17 protein-coding genes and 1 riboswitch are annotated in these 16,533 nt (G+C 61.5%); of the genes, 8 read left to right on the forward strand and 9 right to left on the reverse strand.

Translation table 11 applies throughout. The features are described from left to right. Positions 1-43: 43 nt before the first annotated feature. From PVZ72_RS16795 to PVZ72_RS16805, 3 genes are all read left to right on the forward strand, one after another. Positions 44-1,414, forward strand: coding sequence for an IS3 family transposase (locus PVZ72_RS16795; protein WP_081049679.1), 1,371 nt, complete (start codon positions 44-46; stop codon positions 1,412-1,414). A 151-nt stretch (positions 1,415-1,565) separates the two neighbouring features. Further along, positions 1,566-1,626, forward strand: a riboswitch (Fluoride riboswitch). A 107-nt stretch (positions 1,627-1,733) separates the two neighbouring features. After that, on the forward strand, positions 1,734-2,117 hold the full coding sequence (crcB, locus tag PVZ72_RS16800) for a fluoride efflux transporter CrcB (RefSeq protein ID WP_027597932.1): 384 nt from the start codon (positions 1,734-1,736) through the stop codon (positions 2,115-2,117). Between the two features lie 10 nt (positions 2,118-2,127). Continuing rightward, positions 2,128-2,478: a DUF190 domain-containing protein gene (locus tag PVZ72_RS16805; RefSeq protein WP_027597933.1), complete on the forward strand. Its 351-nt coding sequence runs from the start codon at positions 2,128-2,130 to the stop codon at positions 2,476-2,478. Positions 2,479-2,643: 165 nt separating this feature from the next. Here the strand turns inward: PVZ72_RS16805 and PVZ72_RS16810 are convergent, their stop codons facing one another. The 4 genes from PVZ72_RS16810 to PVZ72_RS16825 all read right to left on the reverse strand — a co-directional run bounded on the left by PVZ72_RS16810 (position 2,644) and on the right by PVZ72_RS16825 (position 6,163). Continuing rightward, positions 2,644-3,807: a TDT family transporter gene (locus tag PVZ72_RS16810; RefSeq protein WP_027597934.1), complete on the reverse strand. Its 1,164-nt coding sequence runs from the start codon at positions 3,805-3,807 to the stop codon at positions 2,644-2,646. 129 nt (positions 3,808-3,936) lie between these two features. Next, positions 3,937-4,311 carry a COG4315 family predicted lipoprotein gene (locus PVZ72_RS16815; RefSeq protein ID WP_027597935.1) on the reverse strand — a complete coding sequence of 125 codons (375 nt, stop codon included), beginning with the start codon at positions 4,309-4,311 and terminating at the stop codon, positions 3,937-3,939. A gap of 32 nt (positions 4,312-4,343) precedes the next feature. Beyond that, a complete protein-coding gene (locus PVZ72_RS16820) occupies positions 4,344-5,804 on the reverse strand; it encodes a YncE family protein (RefSeq protein WP_037007585.1) in 1,461 nt (486 codons plus the stop codon). A gap of 5 nt (positions 5,805-5,809) precedes the next feature. Further along, a complete protein-coding gene (locus PVZ72_RS16825) occupies positions 5,810-6,163 on the reverse strand; it encodes a DUF305 domain-containing protein (protein ID WP_051398701.1) in 354 nt (117 codons plus the stop codon). A gap of 130 nt (positions 6,164-6,293) precedes the next feature. Between PVZ72_RS16825 and PVZ72_RS16830 the strand changes: the two genes are divergently transcribed. Next, the gene (locus tag PVZ72_RS16830) at positions 6,294-6,806 is read left to right on the forward strand and encodes an RNA polymerase sigma factor (RefSeq protein ID WP_027597937.1); all 513 of its coding nucleotides are present in this window, start codon (positions 6,294-6,296) and stop codon (positions 6,804-6,806) included. A gap of 29 nt (positions 6,807-6,835) precedes the next feature. Beyond that, entirely contained in the window at positions 6,836-7,558 is a 723-nt protein-coding gene (locus PVZ72_RS16835) for an anti-sigma factor family protein (RefSeq protein WP_108576350.1), read from the forward strand. A 61-nt stretch (positions 7,559-7,619) separates the two neighbouring features. Here the strand turns inward: PVZ72_RS16835 and PVZ72_RS16840 are convergent, their stop codons facing one another. Beyond that, the gene (locus tag PVZ72_RS16840) at positions 7,620-8,069 is read right to left on the reverse strand and encodes a nucleotidyltransferase family protein (RefSeq protein ID WP_273862531.1); all 450 of its coding nucleotides are present in this window, start codon (positions 8,067-8,069) and stop codon (positions 7,620-7,622) included. Between the two features lie 261 nt (positions 8,070-8,330). Here PVZ72_RS16840 and PVZ72_RS16845 point away from each other — a divergent pair, with 261 nt between their 5' ends. Genes PVZ72_RS16845 through PVZ72_RS16855 form a run of 3 tightly spaced genes read left to right on the forward strand, consistent with a single transcriptional unit; the run spans position 8,331 to position 11,539 of the window. After that, complete coding sequence (locus tag PVZ72_RS16845; RefSeq protein ID WP_133860493.1) at positions 8,331-9,953, forward strand: methyl-accepting chemotaxis protein; 1,623 nt, start codon at positions 8,331-8,333, stop codon at positions 9,951-9,953. Between the two features lie 51 nt (positions 9,954-10,004). Next, positions 10,005-11,126: a hypothetical protein gene (locus PVZ72_RS16850; RefSeq protein WP_133860492.1), complete on the forward strand. Its 1,122-nt coding sequence runs from the start codon at positions 10,005-10,007 to the stop codon at positions 11,124-11,126. A gap of 11 nt (positions 11,127-11,137) precedes the next feature. Continuing rightward, the gene (locus tag PVZ72_RS16855) at positions 11,138-11,539 is read left to right on the forward strand and encodes a phosphate ABC transporter substrate-binding protein (RefSeq protein ID WP_273862532.1); all 402 of its coding nucleotides are present in this window, start codon (positions 11,138-11,140) and stop codon (positions 11,537-11,539) included. 57 nt (positions 11,540-11,596) lie between these two features. Here the strand turns inward: PVZ72_RS16855 and PVZ72_RS16860 are convergent, their stop codons facing one another. The 4 genes from PVZ72_RS16860 to yrfG form a co-directional block, all read right to left on the reverse strand. Beyond that, on the reverse strand, positions 11,597-13,921 hold the full coding sequence (locus PVZ72_RS16860; protein WP_273862533.1) for an FdhF/YdeP family oxidoreductase: 2,325 nt from the start codon (positions 13,919-13,921) through the stop codon (positions 11,597-11,599). Positions 13,922-13,937: 16 nt separating this feature from the next. Then, positions 13,938-14,753: a formate dehydrogenase accessory sulfurtransferase FdhD gene (fdhD, locus tag PVZ72_RS16865; RefSeq protein ID WP_093253409.1), complete on the reverse strand. Its 816-nt coding sequence runs from the start codon at positions 14,751-14,753 to the stop codon at positions 13,938-13,940. Positions 14,754-14,847: 94 nt separating this feature from the next. Continuing rightward, positions 14,848-15,741, reverse strand: a complete 894-nt coding sequence (locus PVZ72_RS16870) for a LysR family transcriptional regulator (RefSeq protein ID WP_273862534.1) — start codon at positions 15,739-15,741, stop codon at positions 14,848-14,850. Positions 15,742-15,818: 77 nt separating this feature from the next. Next, on the reverse strand, positions 15,819-16,478 hold the full coding sequence (gene yrfG / locus PVZ72_RS16875; protein ID WP_273862535.1) for a GMP/IMP nucleotidase: 660 nt from the start codon (positions 16,476-16,478) through the stop codon (positions 15,819-15,821). Positions 16,479-16,533 lie beyond the last annotated feature (55 nt).

A 16,533-nucleotide genomic window follows, 5' to 3' on the forward strand; every position in this document is an offset into this window, starting at 1 on the left:
TGAAATGACCCCCGAAAGTTGGACGCTGCCTTGAAGGCGTACCATGCCCAAGTACTCTCTAGCGTTCAAATTGAAGATCGTCGCTCAGTACCAAAAGGGCGATTGCAGCTACGGCCACCTCGCTAGGGTGCATGACGTCAGCGTGGTGCAGGTAAAAGGATGGATTGGCGCCTATGCCAATCACGGAAAAGCGGCTCTACAAAAGCGTTATCGTTATCACAGCATCGATTTCAAGATCGAGGTGGTGCGACAGATCGTCGAAGGCCTATCAATCCGACGGGCTAGTGAGCGATTTAGTCTCAATCGCTCCCAAATGCAGCGCTGGGTCGATGCGTGGCAGAGGTATGGTATCGAGGGGTTGGCCAGCAAACGCAGAGGTGACTCCTTGCCCCTTCTTCCCGTTCCAGATCCATCCGCTTTCAAGCCCCACATCGCAAACCCAGTCCGAGAGCTGGAAAAGCAGGTTGCCTATCTGCAGGTCAAAAACGCCTTTCTGCGCAAAGCCATGAGCTTGGGTCTCAAGGACAGTGACCTGGACAATCAGCAGAAAGCACTTATCGTGCAGGAGTTGCGGTCACGATATCCACTTGATGCGCTTCTTCAGGGAGCATGTCTTCCTCGAAGCAGCTTCTACTACCACCTCAAGGTCACTCGCCAACCAGACAAACAAGGTGCCCGCAAAGAGAGCATCCGGACGATGTTCGCGCATCATCGGGGTCGCTATGGCTATCGCCGCATCACGCAGGCGCTACGCAATCAGGGGCAGCAGATCAATCACAAGGCAGTACAGCGGCTGATGGGCGAAATGTCGTTAAAGTGCACGCTGCGACGCCGTCGCTATCGTCCATTCACAGGGCCGGAGTCCTGCGTGGCGCCTAACCTGCTGGAACGCCGCTTTACCGCACCGCAGCCCAATCAGCGGTGGGCGACTGACATAACGGAGTTTCGTGTCAATCAAAACCGGCTATACCTGTCACCGATTCTTGACCTCTTCAATAAGGAAATTGTGGCTTTCGAGATAAGTGAGCGCCCATCGTTCGAGATGGTCTTACGTATGTTGAAAGACGGATTGAAGACCCTTCGGCCTCATGAGAAACCGCTCATCCATTCCGATCAAGGCTGGCACTATCAATACCCTGCCTACCAACAGCTGATCCGTCAGCATGGACTGACTCAGAGTATGTCAAGGCGAGCCAATTGCCTCGACAATGCGGCAATGGAAAGCTTTTTTGCAGTACTAAAATCTGAGCTTTTCCACTGCAACAGGTTCTCAAGCGTAGAGGAGCTGGCAGTAGCAATTCGGGCCTATATCGACTACTACAATAAGGAGCGAATCAAATTGGCACTGGGTGGGCGCAGTCCAGCTGAATATCGTCTGGCAATAGCGAAAGCTGTGAATACCTGTGACGAATAGGACGTTTGCCTCATAGCTACCGCAGAGTCGATCGGTTTCTAGACCCTCGGCGTTTGAGGAGTGCAGGCATGCTCCGGGTCTCAATAAGCAGTGGCAGGCATGTCGGCTTCAAGAACGAGCCATCTTCAAAGTCATCTGCTGCGCTGCTATGATCCGCTAAGGAGATGGCATTCCTCCTCAAACCGCCTCGTGCTGATGATGCCTACGTAACCCCTTGGCAGGGTGCGTAGGTGCGCCCTGTCTTTTTCGAGGACAGCGCTATGCACCGACCATATCCCTCCCCGGCCCCTAGTCTTCCATTCCCCTTGGGAGACGTTCCATGCTGAAGCCGCTCATAGCCATCGCACTCGGTGCGACCTTGGGTGCCTGGCTCCGTTGGATACTGGGCTTGAAGCTAAATGCCTGGTTCCCGTCGCTCCCGCCTGGGACGGTCGTTGCGAATCTTGTAGGTGGCTACATCATCGGAATGGCCGTAGCCATCTTCGCTGCTTGGCCCGGGATTGCGCCTGAATGGCGGCTGTTTCTGATCACCGGATTTTGCGGCGGCTTAACCACCTTCTCGACGTTTTCTGCTGAGACACTGATGCTAATCCAGCAAGGAAGGCTGCTCATGGCGCTGACTGCAATCAGCGTTCATGTCGTGGGGTCCCTGTGCATGACAGCCCTGGGTATCTTGACCATCAACCTGCTGCACCCACGCTAAAGGCAATAGCATGAACGACTATCTCGTTACGTTCTATACCGAACAAAATCGTCGCCATGAACATCAGCAGATTGGAGATTGGCTTCTGGATCTTGCTAAAGAGCTTCACCTAAGTGGCGCAACGTTGTCAGTGGCGGCTGAAGGCTTTGGCCAAGATGGAAAACGCCACTCCGCTCATTTTTTTGAGCTTGCCGATCAGCCCATCCAGGTAACGATGGCGCTGACTCAAATTCAACACGACATGCTGTTTCAACGCCTCGAATCGGAAGACTTGGCACTGTTCTACATCAAGACGCCTGCCGAGATTGGCACGGTAGGACGCCACCGCCCTTCCCAAGAGACAGAGTCATCCTCGTCCTGAGCTGACGCACCTTTGAATCGGTTAAGGCGGCCGCGGTAACCAACGGCATCAAGGGATGGCTTTCACTGAGCCCCATTTGCGGACTCATCAGCTCACTCGTCGTAGAGAGTGGGCTGATGGTCCTAGCTTGGTAGCGTTGCTCAGCGAGGCGCCACCTAATCGACCTCATTTGCGTGGTTGCAGATGAGCAATGCAAGGCGAGACGAACAGCGTCCCGCGGTAGGCACCGGCTAGGGTGCGTCCCGCGACCACCGCCCACAGAGCAGTCAAGGCGACGACCAAAAAGGCACCGAAGACGGTAAGGAAACCTGACCCAAGCGTGCTTCCCAAACGTAGCGTCGTGACGGCATAGACGCCCAGTGGAAAAGTAAAACCCCACCATCCCAGGTTGAAAGGGATGCCGTGGCGCGCGTACTTCAGCGTGATCAGTATGGCAAGGCTCATCCACCACAAGCCGAGTCCCCATAGTAGGATCCCGCCAATTACGCCTAGCCCCTGCGCGACGGCGCCAATTCCGGCCATACCGTGAGCAGCGAAGATGACCGGCGCGTCGCTGCCCATCACGAGCAGACCCAACGCACCTGTACCAATGGGGCCAAGCGATAACCAGCTCGATGCAGCCATGTTCTCGTGAGGCAGCTTGTGCAGTGCCATCCGCAATAGCAGGATCACGAGGACACTTAGGGCGACAGGTACCGAATAGGCCCAAAGCACATAGCTGGTCACCAGCACGGTGAATTGGTGCCCGCCATCGGCTAGGTGCGGTGCCAACAGCCCGCCACTGGCAGCGGCCACTTCGGCGGCTACCACAGGTAGCAACCATACCGCCGTCATTTGATCGATGCTGTGCTGCTGACGAGTAAACATCAGGTACGGAATCGCTACTCCGCAAACCAGTGCCATGGCCGCATCGACCCACCAAAGTCCGGTGGCAATCGTGACAGCCACCTCACCCCATCGTGGCAGCCCAAAGATCAGCATCCCGTTGATGATTGTTGCCAACCCCATCGGAATGGTGCCGAAGAACATCGATACGGTGGAGTGGGCAAAAATTTGCTTGGCTTCGTTGTAGAACAAGATCCAGCGAGCGGCATACAAGCCGCTGAATAGAACGAAAAGCAAAATGTTGAACAGCCACAGTCCTTCGGCGATCAGACGCAAGCCGGGTACCGACGCGGGAAAACTCGCTAAGGCGATTGCCAAAATACCGGTGCCCATCGTTGCCGCAAACCAGTTGGGGGTGAACTGGCGAACGACTTCGAGCGGCTGCTTGAGCTGGCTGAGCGGCTTGCCGCCGGTGCGCAGGGCTATAGCATCCTTTAATGTCATGAGGTGAGCTCCGCTGAAGAATGCAAACAGTCTAGCCCGGCTCGATTATCTGAAAAATTGAATATGATATAAAAAGTAATCTACTAAATAGATAAGCAGTCCCCGCTGTCCGCAGGGACTGCTCCACGATCAAGGCTTCGCGACGTGCCAGACTTGATTGACACCTTCACCGGTCGTTTCACCGGGCTTGCTGTCCTTTACCCAGGTATAGAGTGGCTGCCCCTTATAGGCCCATTGCTGGCTACCATCCTCACGCTGTACTACGGTATAGCCGTCACCGCTCTTGGCCCCTGCCGGTGCCATCAGCGGCGGCCAGTTCTTGGCGCACGGGCCGTTGCAGGCGGACTTACCCTCGCTGTCCTTGGTGAAGGTGTAAAGCGTCATACCCTTTTCATCCACAAGCACCTTACCCAAGGTGGTGTCGCCAACCTTGGCGGGCGTGGCCGCCACGGCCAGCCCTGTCATGGAGAAAATGGCAGTGGCAATCAACACTTGTCTGAGCATGCTGGACCTCGATGGTTATTGGTTATTGGTTATTAGTATTTCGATTGGAGCACTTGCACTTGCACGGGAGCACCTGGCGCATCGGCTGCACCAGGTGCGATGACGAGGTAGCGCTGTTCATCCGCCTGGGATTGCTGAACCAGTTGGCGTATCGGTCCTACCGCATTCACGATAGCTGCGCCGGCGGGATTGGTTTGAAAAGCGGCGAGAGACTCAAGAGCGCCGCTACCGTCTGCATGACGAGCCAACGCTAGTACATAGGGCTGCTTGGCCACCAGGCCCGTAACCGAGGCCTGCAGGACCTGAGTCAAGCCCTGGTCGAAAAGTGTCACCTGAGTGGTATGACGTTCGTGTTGACCCGGCGGAGCCAGGGCGATCTGAATACTCTTGGCGGCGCTCCCTAACGGCTTAAGATTTGCCAGCCCAGCGCCCTGGGTAGCGGCGCGGGGAACGTAGACCAAAGCCTGGGGCGCCTGCCCCACGGGTACAGTGGTTTCAACGCTATTGGTCAGCGTATTGATGACGGCCACACTGTCAGCATTCTCTAGTCCCACGTACAACCGCGTGCCATCTCCTGACGGCCAGAGACCGTGGGGCAAAGCGCCAACAGGAATGCTGGCGACTTGGCTGAAATCATCGGTTCGGAAGACCTTGACTCGATTTTCTCCGCCTACCGTTACATAGGCGAAGCTTCCGCGGGCATTGCGAACCAAGTTGACGTGATTAGTGATCGCGCCAGTATCAAGCGTCTTAATCAAGCTGAACGGCGGTTTGGCTGCGAACACCTGGGTCTTACCGACATCTTTTAGGGTGAGCCAGACCTGTTGGCCATCTGCAGACGCAGCGATGTTGGGGCAGAAGGGACTCGCCTGAGCGACGCGGCCAACAATTCGATGCTCGGCAACCGAAACCACTACGGTTTCCGGAGTGAACGAGGAGCAGACGTAGCCATAGCGGCCATCAGGGGAGAAGATCTGCATGCCAGGGCCTGGCGGTACGCCAATTCGCGTCTTCTCTTTGAAAGTCACCGGGTCGATCACGGCGATATAGTCCTCGCCCCGTACCGTGACCCAGAGCTCTTTGCCGTCAGGGGTGAAAAAGGCTTCATGAGGCGCGCGACCCAGATAGGTTTTACCCTTCACCTGGTTGTTGGCGGTGTCGATGAAGGACACGGAGTTCGAGCCTATCGCTACGACGGCCAAGGTTCGCCCATCTGGCGAAAATCCCAAGCCATGCACCAGTAGCTCGCCCTTGTACAAAGGACTCAAGTTCTTGGGTTGGCTGTCGCCTAGGGTGATGACGCCGAGCAATTTTTCCGTGCTGGGATCAATCACCGATACCGTGTTGGAGAACTGCTCCGCCGTATACACACGGTCTTGGGAACTAATCGTGATGTCCGGTTGTGCAGCAGCACGCGGAACTTGACCGGCTGAAGCGGTGCAGGAGATTACTAACAACACAGCGGCGAGCGGGGTGAGCGACAATCGAGGCATGAGGATTACCGAGTTGGAGAGGCGGGCAATTCAGAAAGCGCCTGCTGCATGACGGCGATTTCCTGTTGTTGGGTGACAATGATCTCTTGGGCCAGACGGCGTAGGCGTTCGTTATGGCCATACCGCAATTGGATCCGTGCCATTTCGATCGCACCCTGGTGATGTGCCGTCATCTGGGTCACAAAGTCGCGGTCTACGTTGCCACTGCTGGGCTTGTGCATCGCGGCCATCATCTGATCCATGGCCTGACGGTTGTCGGCCTGCGCCGTGGCGGCGCTGCTATCAGGTTCGGCCCAGGCAATGGGAAGCACGAGCACCAGAAGGGTGACTGCCAACAACGGGTGTTTGACTGAAAACACGTGGCGCTCCAGCAGACTGGTGAGTTTCCAATGCAGACGTTTGTACGGTCTGGGTTATTCCATACCTACAAAAATAAAAATTGTGGGGAATAAAAGGTCAGCTCAAGCGTCTGTCAGCGATACCAGGGGAATGTCCATGCTTGATGACGCCATGCTTTCTCAGCTACTACCGTCTCTGCGTCGCTTCGCAAGATCGCTTACTCGTCACGAAGCCAGCGCCGATGACTTGGTCCAGAGTTGTCTAGAACGGGCGCTTACGCATGGGAACACGCGCTGTCCCGCCGGTGATGTGCGAGCCTGGCTGTTCACCATCCTGTACCGCCAATTCGTTGATGGCCGACGTCGTGAGCGCCGCTATGGTCGTCTGTTGGAGTGGCTGGGATTCCAAGAGGTCCCGGTTGAGCCTTCGGCTGAGACGATCTATCTGGATCAAGAAGCGTTGACGAATCTTGAGAGACTCAATGACGAACAGCGTGCCCTGCTGCTGTTGGTCGCGGTGGAAGGCATGAGCTATCGCGATGTATCACAGGCGCTTGGCATTCCACTGGGAACCGTCATGTCTCGTTTGGCGCGGGCACGCGCGGCCTTGAGACAGATCCACGAAAGTCCTTTGGCTACCGCCGCTTTGCGAGTATTGAAATGATGTATCGACCTCCTACTCCTGAAGAGTTGATGGCTTATGCCGACAATCAGTTGGATGCGCTGCGGCACGAGGAGGTGATGCGCTATCTTGCAACCCATCCGGAAGATGCCGCACGGGTAGCTGATATCCGCGAGCAGAATCGTCGGCTACGGCTGATTTTTTCTCCCGTGCTTGAGCCTTTACCGACACACCTTATGCCAGCAGTCGTGCGACACCGGATAGTCGCCAGACGTAAAAGACGTATGACTTATCTCGCTTCGCTAGTGCTGACGTTAGGCCTGGGTAGCGGCTTAGGGTGGCAGGCACGGGAATCGATGCTGCGGCGGGCGCACGTTCCAATGGCGGATGCCGTGGAGGCTTATCGACTATTTGCGAGCGCCGAGGGGCGGCCGCCAGTCGATGTAACCGGCCAGGACGGTGCGATTCAGCATTGGCTTGAAAGGACATTTGTGCAGGCGCCCGCCCTCCCTAACCTGGAGCGCTTCGGCTTGATCCCAGTGGGTGGTCGTCTCATGGCCACGGACACCGGCGCCGCCGCGATGGTGCTCTACCGGGATACGAAAGGGCGCCAAGTGATCTTCTATGTGCGGCATCCCAACAGCCAGCGCGACGTTGGCCACGGATCTCGTAGGGAAAGCGATGTTACGGCTGACTATTGGTCAGGACAGGGCTACAACTTTGCGTTGGTGAGTCCTAGCGAAGCATCGTTTGATACCTTGCGTGAGGCGATCTCGCAGAGGCCACCTCTCTAGTTCCCGTTCAGACCAGTGCTCGTTGCTTGAAACCAACCCTGTCCAACATTTGGGGGTCATTTCACAGGGCCAGGAGCCCTTCCTGGGCGAAGGGACTGACGACTTCGAGCTCACCTTCGGCGGTCAGGCGCGCGGCCAGGGCCGTCTCCATCTCAGGCCAATGGGCCATGGCATCCCGGCAGTCGCGATAAGGGCGATCGTCATTGCGCAGATGCATCCGCGCCTGATTCTTCACCGACCAGGGCCGACCCGGCGCCCGCTCCGCCAGCGTCATCTCGATGGACCTGTCCCGCTCGGGTCGACAGTCGGTCGCGTCGAAATGGATGACATCCAGATCCGCCAGCGGCGTCGATTCGGCATGGCCATGCAGTCGATCCCAGACCAGGTTGCGCACGAAGCCTGCAGCCAGCCAGGCGTCTGGCAGCTGCAGGTCGGCGAGGACGCGCAGCAGGCGCAGACGCTCGGCATCGGCCTTCAACCAGGACTCGATCTGGGAGAACACGGGGGTCATGGCCGGACTGGTCAGTCTGGAAATCCCGAAGATGACCGTCTGCACCGCCTTTCGCAACGCCCATCGCCAATAATCGCAATAACGTTTGGTCGTCTTAAGTTTTACCAGCAGATGTCGAAAATGTGACGGCTTCGCTAAATCACGTTTGCGAGGCCAACAGGACGTGGTGACCGGTCAGGACATGACCCTTGGCAAGCCCTCGCTCGAAAAGAGGGTGCCGCACCTCGCTGCTTGCTACTACCCATGCTTCCCGAGGTGTAGATGTTTCGTAACCTGTCGCTGACGCTCAAGCTGTCGCTGCTGCCGGCTGCCGCTCTGCTGGGCCTGCTGCTCTACGTGGCCTATACCTCCGCCCAGCTGGCTGGCAACGATCAACGTCTCGACCAGCTGGAAAATCACAGCTATCCGCTGCTGGAAAAGGCCGACGCGGTGCTCTTCCAGTTTTCCCGCCTGCCCGGACTGTTCAACAGCGCCGTGACCGCCAGTGAACTGGAAACCCTGGGCGAGGCGCGCAAGGTGGTCGACGACATCGACAGCCGCCTGCAGGAAATGGCCGACCTCACCCGCCAGACCTCGGCGCGCAACGACGAGATCTCCGGTTGGCGCCAGGGTATCCATCGCTATGCGGACAACGCCCTGAGCGCCTCCGAGCAACTGATCAAGGGCAGCGGCTCCTTCGATTCCCTGCGGCCTAATCTGGACCGCATGGCCACGGATCTCGCCGCTGCCCAGCAGCTGGGCACCACCCTGCGCAGCCATGCCTATACCGACTTCCAGCAGACCCTGGCCCAGGCCCGCGACCAGAATGCCGACACCACCCGGGTCGGCATCTGGCTGAGTCTGCTGCTGGTGGTGATCCTGGCCGGCGCCGCCGTGCTGACCATCCGCAGCGTGCTCGGCAGCGTGCGCGAGGTGATCACCTCGCTGCGCGCCATCGCCGAGGGCGACGGCGACCTCACCCGTCGCCTGCAGGTCGGCTCGCGGGACGAGATCGGCCAGATGACCGCACTGTTCAACGTCTTTCTCGATCAGCTGCAGGGCACCATCAAGGCCATCGTCGATGCCGCCCACCCGCTGGGCCAGGTGTCCGGCGAGCTCTACAGACTCACCCAGACGGTGGAGAACAACGCTCGTTCCCAGCAGGGTCACACCGAGTCCATCGGCCGTGACATCCAGACCATGAACACCAACCTGCATGAGGTGGCCGACCGCTCGCGCGAGGCCGCCGACCAGGCCTCCGCCGCGGCCGAGCAGTCCGCCGCCGCCCGCACCAGCATCGGCCAGCTGTCGCGCAACATGGGCGAACTGGACGACAGCGTGCGCCAGTCGGCCGAGTCCATGCAGCAGCTGGAACAGGAAACCCGCCAGGTCGGCCTGGTGCTGGACGTGATCAAGTCCATCGCCGAGCAGACCAATCTGCTGGCGCTCAACGCCGCCATCGAGGCCGCGCGCGCCGGCGAACAGGGCCGCGGCTTTGCCGTGGTGGCCGACGAGGTGCGCAATCTGGCGCAGAAGACCGCGCGCTCCACCGCCGAGATCCAGCAGATCATCGAACGCCTGCAGGGCAACGCCCAGCGCGTGCTGCAGGCCATGCAGGGCAGCCATACCCAGGCGCAGGTCAGCGCCAGCAGCTCCCAGGCCGCCACCGCGATGCTCGAAGGCATCGCCCAGGCCGTGGCGCGCATCAACGACTACAACGCTCAGATCGCCCTGCTCACCGGCGAGCAGCTGAGTCTTTCCGATTCGATCAGCAGCGACACCCGCCGCCTGCAGACCGATACCCAGTCCAGTGCGGACAGCACCACCGCCACCGCCCGCATGGGCGAGCAACTGGTGGTGGTCGACACCGATCTCCGGCAGGCGACCTCGCGCTTCCGCATCTAGCTAGCCCGCTACCGACTTTCCCTATACCGAGAAACCTCTAGGAGCATTTCCATGGCTTTTGCACGTCTGCTCGCCTTCGGCGCGGCCCTCACCTGCGCGGGATCCGCGCTCGCCCTCGATCAGGGCGACTATCGCTTCAACGGCTTCGGCACCGCCGGCATCACCCACCTGGGCGGGGAAGACGACGGCCGCAGCTTCGGCATCAACGGCCAGACCAACGATCACTGGCGTGGCGATCAGCTGAGCAAGCTAGGCGGCCAGTTCCAGTACGGCCTGACCGACAAGCTGGACGCCACCGTGCAGGTCACCGCCAAGGCCGAGCAGGACCAGTGGAAGGCCAACCTGGAATGGGCCTATCTGGCCTTCCATGCCACCGACAACCTGACCTTCCGCGCCGGCCGCCTGCGCACGCCGGTGTTCATGTATTCCGAGACCCTGGACGTGGGTATCACCTACCCCTGGCTGCGCCTGCCTGACGAGGTCTACAGCCAGGTGCAGGTCTCCAACTACGAAGGCGCCGACGCCCTCTGGAGTCTGCCGGTCGCCTTCGGCACCCTGAACGTCCAGGTGAGCGGGGGCCAGGCGGTCAATCGCAACTACTTCGTCAACGATGATCTCTACGACATCGACTACAAGCGCATCGCCGCCGCCAACGTCAGCCTGGCGACCAACGAGTACGGCACCGTGCGCCTGGCCTACACCGAATCGAGCATCGACCTGCACTACCCGTTGCTGACCCTGGACGACCAGAAGGGCAAGTTCACCTCGCTCGGCTACCAGTACGACAACGGTACCTGGCTGACCAGCAACGAATGGACCCGTCGCGTCATCGAGGGCGACAACCAGGGCAGCAGCAACGCCTTCTACCTGATGGCCGGTCGCCGCTTCGGTGACTTCCTGGCCCACGTGACCTACGCCCAGCTGGACGAAGAACGCGCCGGTCGCCAGAGCTCCTGGACCTATGGCCTGAACTACAACATCACCCCCAGCCTGGTGCTCAAGAGCGAATACAAGCGCGTCGACACCACCGGCGGCTACAACGGCACCTTCGTCAAAACCGACAGCGAGAGCATCGCCAACGCCGTCTACGACCGCAGCGGCGGTCGCTTCGGCGCGCCGGCGCGCAACTTCGACGGCGACATCGTCAGCATCGGCCTCGACTTCATCTTCTAAGGAATCCGCCCATGAGTTCTCTCCGCCTGCTCACCGGCGCCGCCCTGCTGTTCAGCGTCGGCTTGGTCCACGGCGAAGTCGCCGTGATCGTCAATCCGGCCGCCGCCAAGACACCCGGCCAGGATGAAGTGGCCAACATCTTCCTCGGCAAGGACAAGTCGCTGAAGGGCGTCGACCAGAAGGACTGGTCGGCCACCAAGGAGACCTTCTATGCCAAGGTCGCCAACAAGAACGAAGCCCAGCTGAAGTCCTACTGGTCGGGCCTGGTGTTCACCGGCAAGGGGCAGCCGCTGCCCAGCGTGGCCGGCGACGCCGCCGTGGTCGCCCAGGTAGCCGGCGAAGCCGACGCCATCGGCTACGTGGACAAGGCCGCGGTCACCGACAAGGTGAAGGTCCTCTTCACCCTGCAGTGATAGTCGCACCATGAAAAAAGCCGTCTCGCGACGGCTTTTTTCATTTCCGGGAAGGCCTCAAGCCACCGAGGCGATGCGGTTGCCGGCGCTGGCCTTCTCGACCTTGATGGCGACGAACTTGGAAGTGGGCGTGAAGCTGCCCTCGCCGTAGCTCTCCAGGGGCACCAGCGGATTGGTCTCCGGGTAGTAGCCGGCGGCCTGGCCGACCGGGATGTCGAACGGCAGCGCGGTGAAGCCGCGGACTCGGCGCTCGATGCCGTCGTCCCACAGGGCGACCAGATCCACCTTCTCGCCGGCGGCCACGCCCAGCCGATCCAGATCGGTCTGGTTGACGAAGACCACGTCGCGCTGGCCCTTCACGCCGCGATAGCGGTCGTCGAGGCTGTAGATGGTGGTGTTGTACTGGTCGTGGGATCTCATGGTCTGCAGGATCAGATCCGGCTTGATGCCCTGGCGGCGGACCGCGTCCGGCAGCAGGTCATGCAGCAGCGCATTGGCGGCGAAATTGGCCTTGCCGGTGGCGGTGTTCCACTCCCGGCGCCCGGCCTTGTTGCCCAGGTAGAAGCCACCGGGCGCGGCCAGCCGGGCATTGAAGTCCTGGAAACCGGGGATGACGTCGGCGATCAGGTCGCGGATGCGGTCGTAGTCCTCGATCAGCCAGTCCCAGTCCACCGGATGGTTGCCCAGGGTGGCCTTGGCCAGCCCGGCGACGATGGCCGGCTCGGACTTCATCTGCGACGACAGCGGCCGCAGGATGCCGGCCGAGGCATGCACCATGCTGAAGCTGTCTTCCACGGTGATGGCCTGCTTGCCGCCCTTCTGCACGTCCGTCTCGGTACGACCCAGGCAGGGCAGGATCAGCGCCTGCCGACCGGTCACCAGGTGGCTGCGGTTGAGCTTGGTGGCGATGTGCACGGTCAGCCGGCATTTGCGCAGCGCCTTGTGGGTGCGCGGGGTGTCCGGGGTGGCCTGGGCGAAGTTGCCGCCCAGGGCGATGAACACCTTGGCCTGCCCCTGCTCCATGGCGGCGATGGCCTCCACGGTGTTGTGACCACGGTTGCGCGGCGGCTCGAAGGCGAAGCGCTTGGCCAGGGCGTCGCTGAGCCAGGCCGGGGCCTTCTCGTCGATGCCCATGGTGCGGTCGCCCTGGACGTTGCTGTGGCCGCGCACCGGACAGAGACCGGCGCCAGGCTTGCCGATCTGGCCGCAGAGCAGCTGCAGGTTGGCGATCTCCTGCACCGTGGCCACTGAGTGGCGGTGCTGGGTGATGCCCATGGCCCAGCAGATGATGACCTTCTCGGCCCGGGCATACATGCGCGCGGCCTGCTCGATCTCGTGCAGCGACAGCCCCGACTGGCGCTCGATCAGCTCCCAGGAGGTGGCGTCGACCTGGGCCAGGTAGTCGTCCATGCCGAGGGTATGGGCGGCGATGAAATCGTGGTCGAAGATGCGCTTGCCACCCTTGGCGGCGGCTTCGCGCTCCCACTGCAGGAGGTACTTGGCGATACCGCGCAGCGCCGCCATGTCACCGCCCAGAGCCGGACGGAAATAGGCGGTGTTGGTCGGCCGCGAGTCGTTGGTGAGCATCTCCAGCGGATTCTGCGGATGCTGGAAGCGCTCCAGGCCACGCTCCTTGAGCGGGTTGAAGCAGACCACCTGGGCACCGCGCTTCACCGCGTTGCGCAGGGTCTCGATCATGCGCGGGTGGTTGGTGCCGGGATTCTGGCCGATGACGAAGATGGCATCGGCCTCGTCCAGGTCGTGATAGGTCACGGTGCCCTTGCCGACGCCGATGCTGCGGCCCAGGCCGACACCGCTGGCCTCGTGGCACATGTTCGAGCAGTCGGGGAAATTGTTGGTGCCATAGGCGCGCACGAACAGCTGGTAGAGGAAGGCCGCCTCGTTGCTGGCGCGACCCGAGGTATAGAACTCGGCTTCGTCGGGGCTGGCCAGGGCCTTGAGCTCCTTGGCGATCAGCGCGAAGGCGGCGTCCCAGGCGATGGGCACATAGCGATCGGTGGCGGCGTCATAGCGCAGCGGCTCGGTCAGCCGACCCTGGTATTCGAGCCAGTAGTCGCTCTGCTCCTGCAGCGAGGTCACGCTATGGCGAGCGAAGAAGGCCGCATCAACACGGCGCTTGGTGGCTTCCCAGTTGACCGCCTTGGCGCCGTTCTCGCAGAACTTCACCAGGCCGTTTTCCGGCGCCTCGCCCCAGGCACAGCCCGGGCAATCGAAGCCGTGGTCCTGGTTGGTCTTGAGCAGCGTCCGCAGATTCTTGAAGGCGTTGCCGCTGTCGAGCCAGAAGTGCACCACGCTCTTCAGGGCGCCCCAGCCGGCGGCGGGGCCTTGATAGGGTTTGAAGGACTGCTGAGGTTTGTTCATGGCGATACCTGTGGGATCAAGGGGCAACGGGCGCCGGGGCATAGACCCGCGGTGGCGACCGGTGCGGCAGGTGGATCAGATTGAGACGATGGCGGCGCGCCCATTCCACGGCGAGCCCGGTGGGCGCCGACAGGGTGATGAGGGTGGCGAGCCCGGCACGCACCGCCTTGTGGATGAGTTCGAGACTGCAGCGACTGGTGACCACCACGCAGCCCTCGCGCACCGGCTGGCGCTGGCGCAGCAGGGCGCCGATCAGCTTGTCCAGGGCGTTGTGGCGGCCGATGTCTTCGCGGCACAGGGTCAGTTCACCCTGAGCGTCGATGAACAGCGCGGCATGGACCGCCCCGCTGCGTTGACCGAGATCCTGGGCAGCATCGATCCGCTGGCGCAGGTCATGCAGATGGGCGGCCGGGGGCAGCCGCACCTTGCGCAGTCGATCCAGCTGCGGCAGCGCCTGTTCCAGCGCCTCGACCCCGCACAGGCCGCAACCACTGGTCCCGGCCAGCTGGCGGCGCTGCTGCTTGAGCGCCCAAAAGGTGCGGCTGCTGATCTCGACGTCGACATTGAGCGCCTCGCCCACGCGCCGCACCTGGATGCCATAGATGTCGTCGATGGCATCGACGATGCCGGCGCTGAGGCTGAAACCGACCACGTAGTCTTCCACGTCGGCCGGGGTTGCCATCATCACCGCATGGCTGATGCCGTTGTAGGCGATGGCCAGCGCCACCTCTTCGGCCAGCGGCTGTTCGCCCCGTACGGCAGGCTGCTCCAGCTCGGCGAAGGCATAGCCGGCGGGGGGCGCGGCAACGAGGTCTGGCGATTGCTGGGACATGGGCGAAAACGACCTGCGGCGGTTTGACACAGATCAAAGATTAACCAGCACATCCCGAGGCGTCTAATCGCTATGACCGATGCCTTGATAAACGCTATCTATCACTCTCGGCATAAAGCGCCTTGACGGCCTGGAAGCAGGCATCGGCCACCGCCAACCGGGGTTCGGTCCGACGAATGAGCAGGCCCAGCGGCGTCAGGGTGCGGGCCGTGTCGATGGGAATCAGCCGGGCGTGGGGAGTAAGGCGATCGAAGCCGCCGGCAAGGGGCACCACGGCGCAGCACAGACCGGCATTGACCGCCTGCAACAGCAGATAGACCGCATCGGTCTCCAGCACCGGCTGCGGCGTCAGGCCCAGGCTGCGAAAGCCGTGGTCCACCGACTGGCGAAAATGCATGGCGCCGGTCAGCAGGCCGAGCGGCAATCCGGCCACCGCCTGCCAGTCCAGCGCGACCTGGTCGAAACTGAAATGCCGCTCGTCATAGAGCAGGCCCATGCGTGTCTCGGTCAGGGTCAGGCTGTCGAAGCGGGCCGGATCCAGATGCTCCAGGTAGGAGATGCCCAGCTCCAGCCGATTGCTGGCCACCGCCTCGAGAATGCGCTCGGTGCTCAGCACCTGCAGCTGGAAGTGCAGCTTGGGGTGCAGCTGGCGCAGGTGCTGCAGCAGCGGCATGGGATCGAAGCTGGCCAGGGGCACCAGGCCGACCCGCAGGGTGCCCACCAGTTGCCCCTGGAAAGCCTGGGCCTCGGCATAGAGCCCGTCATGGGCGGCCATCAGGGTGCGCGCCCAGGCGAGGATGCGCTGACCGGCCTCGGTGAAGCCCTCGAAGCGCTGCCCGCGACGCACCAGCTCCACCCCCAGCTCGTCTTCCAGGCCGCGCAGGCGCATGGACAGGGTCGGCTGGGTAACGTGACAGCGCGCCGCCGCCTGGCCGAAGTGCCGCGTCTCGTCCAGGGCGATGAGAAAGCGCAGTTGCTTGATGTCCACGGGTTACCTCCAGGCGCTCTGCCCCCTCTCCCGCTGGGAGAGGGCCGGGGTGAGGGTCGCCAGGACTGCGGCAGTCATCACTGCGGCAGCAACTCCCGATAGTCCCGCACCGCCTCGAATTCCTCGCTGTCCTTGGGTCCGCGCCGGCTGTCCGGCTCGTAGATCGCCAGCAGGTGGGCGACCCCGTAGTCGCGGGCGCTGCGCAGGATCGGCAAGTTGTCGTCGATGAACAGGGTGCGCGCCGGATCGAAGGCGAAGTCGGCCTGCAGGGCGTGCCAGAACTGCTGTTCTTCCTTGGGAAAGCCATAGTTGTGGGAGCTGATCAGCCGGTCGAAATAGGGCGCCAGCTCGATGCGCTCCAGCTTCAGCGACAGGGAGTCGCGGTGGGCATTGGTGATCAGCGCCACCCGCTTGCCGGCGCGCTGCAGGGCGGCAAGGAAGGTATCGGCATCCGGACGCAGGGCGATCAGGTGGGCGATTTCCTCCTTGAGTTCGCGCATGGAAAAACCCAGCTCGGCGCTCCAGAAGTCCAGGCAATACCAGGTCAGCTTGCCCTGGTGGCTGAAAAACAGCGGCTCCAGCTCGGCCTTGGCCAGCGCCAGGGACTGGCCGTGGCGCTCGGCATAGCGCTGCGGCAGGTACTCCAGCCAGAAATGGTTGTCGAAATGCAGATCAAGCAGGGTGCCGTCCATGTCCAGCAACACGGTATCGATACGGCTCCAGTCGAGAGGGGTCATGGTGACTCCGGATCATGTAACAGGCGGGTTATCATACCCGTCCGCCCAGCCCAGG

The organism is Pseudomonas sp. LA5 (genome assembly GCF_028640825.1).
GTDB lineage: Bacteria > Pseudomonadota > Gammaproteobacteria > Pseudomonadales > Pseudomonadaceae > Chryseomonas > Chryseomonas aestiva.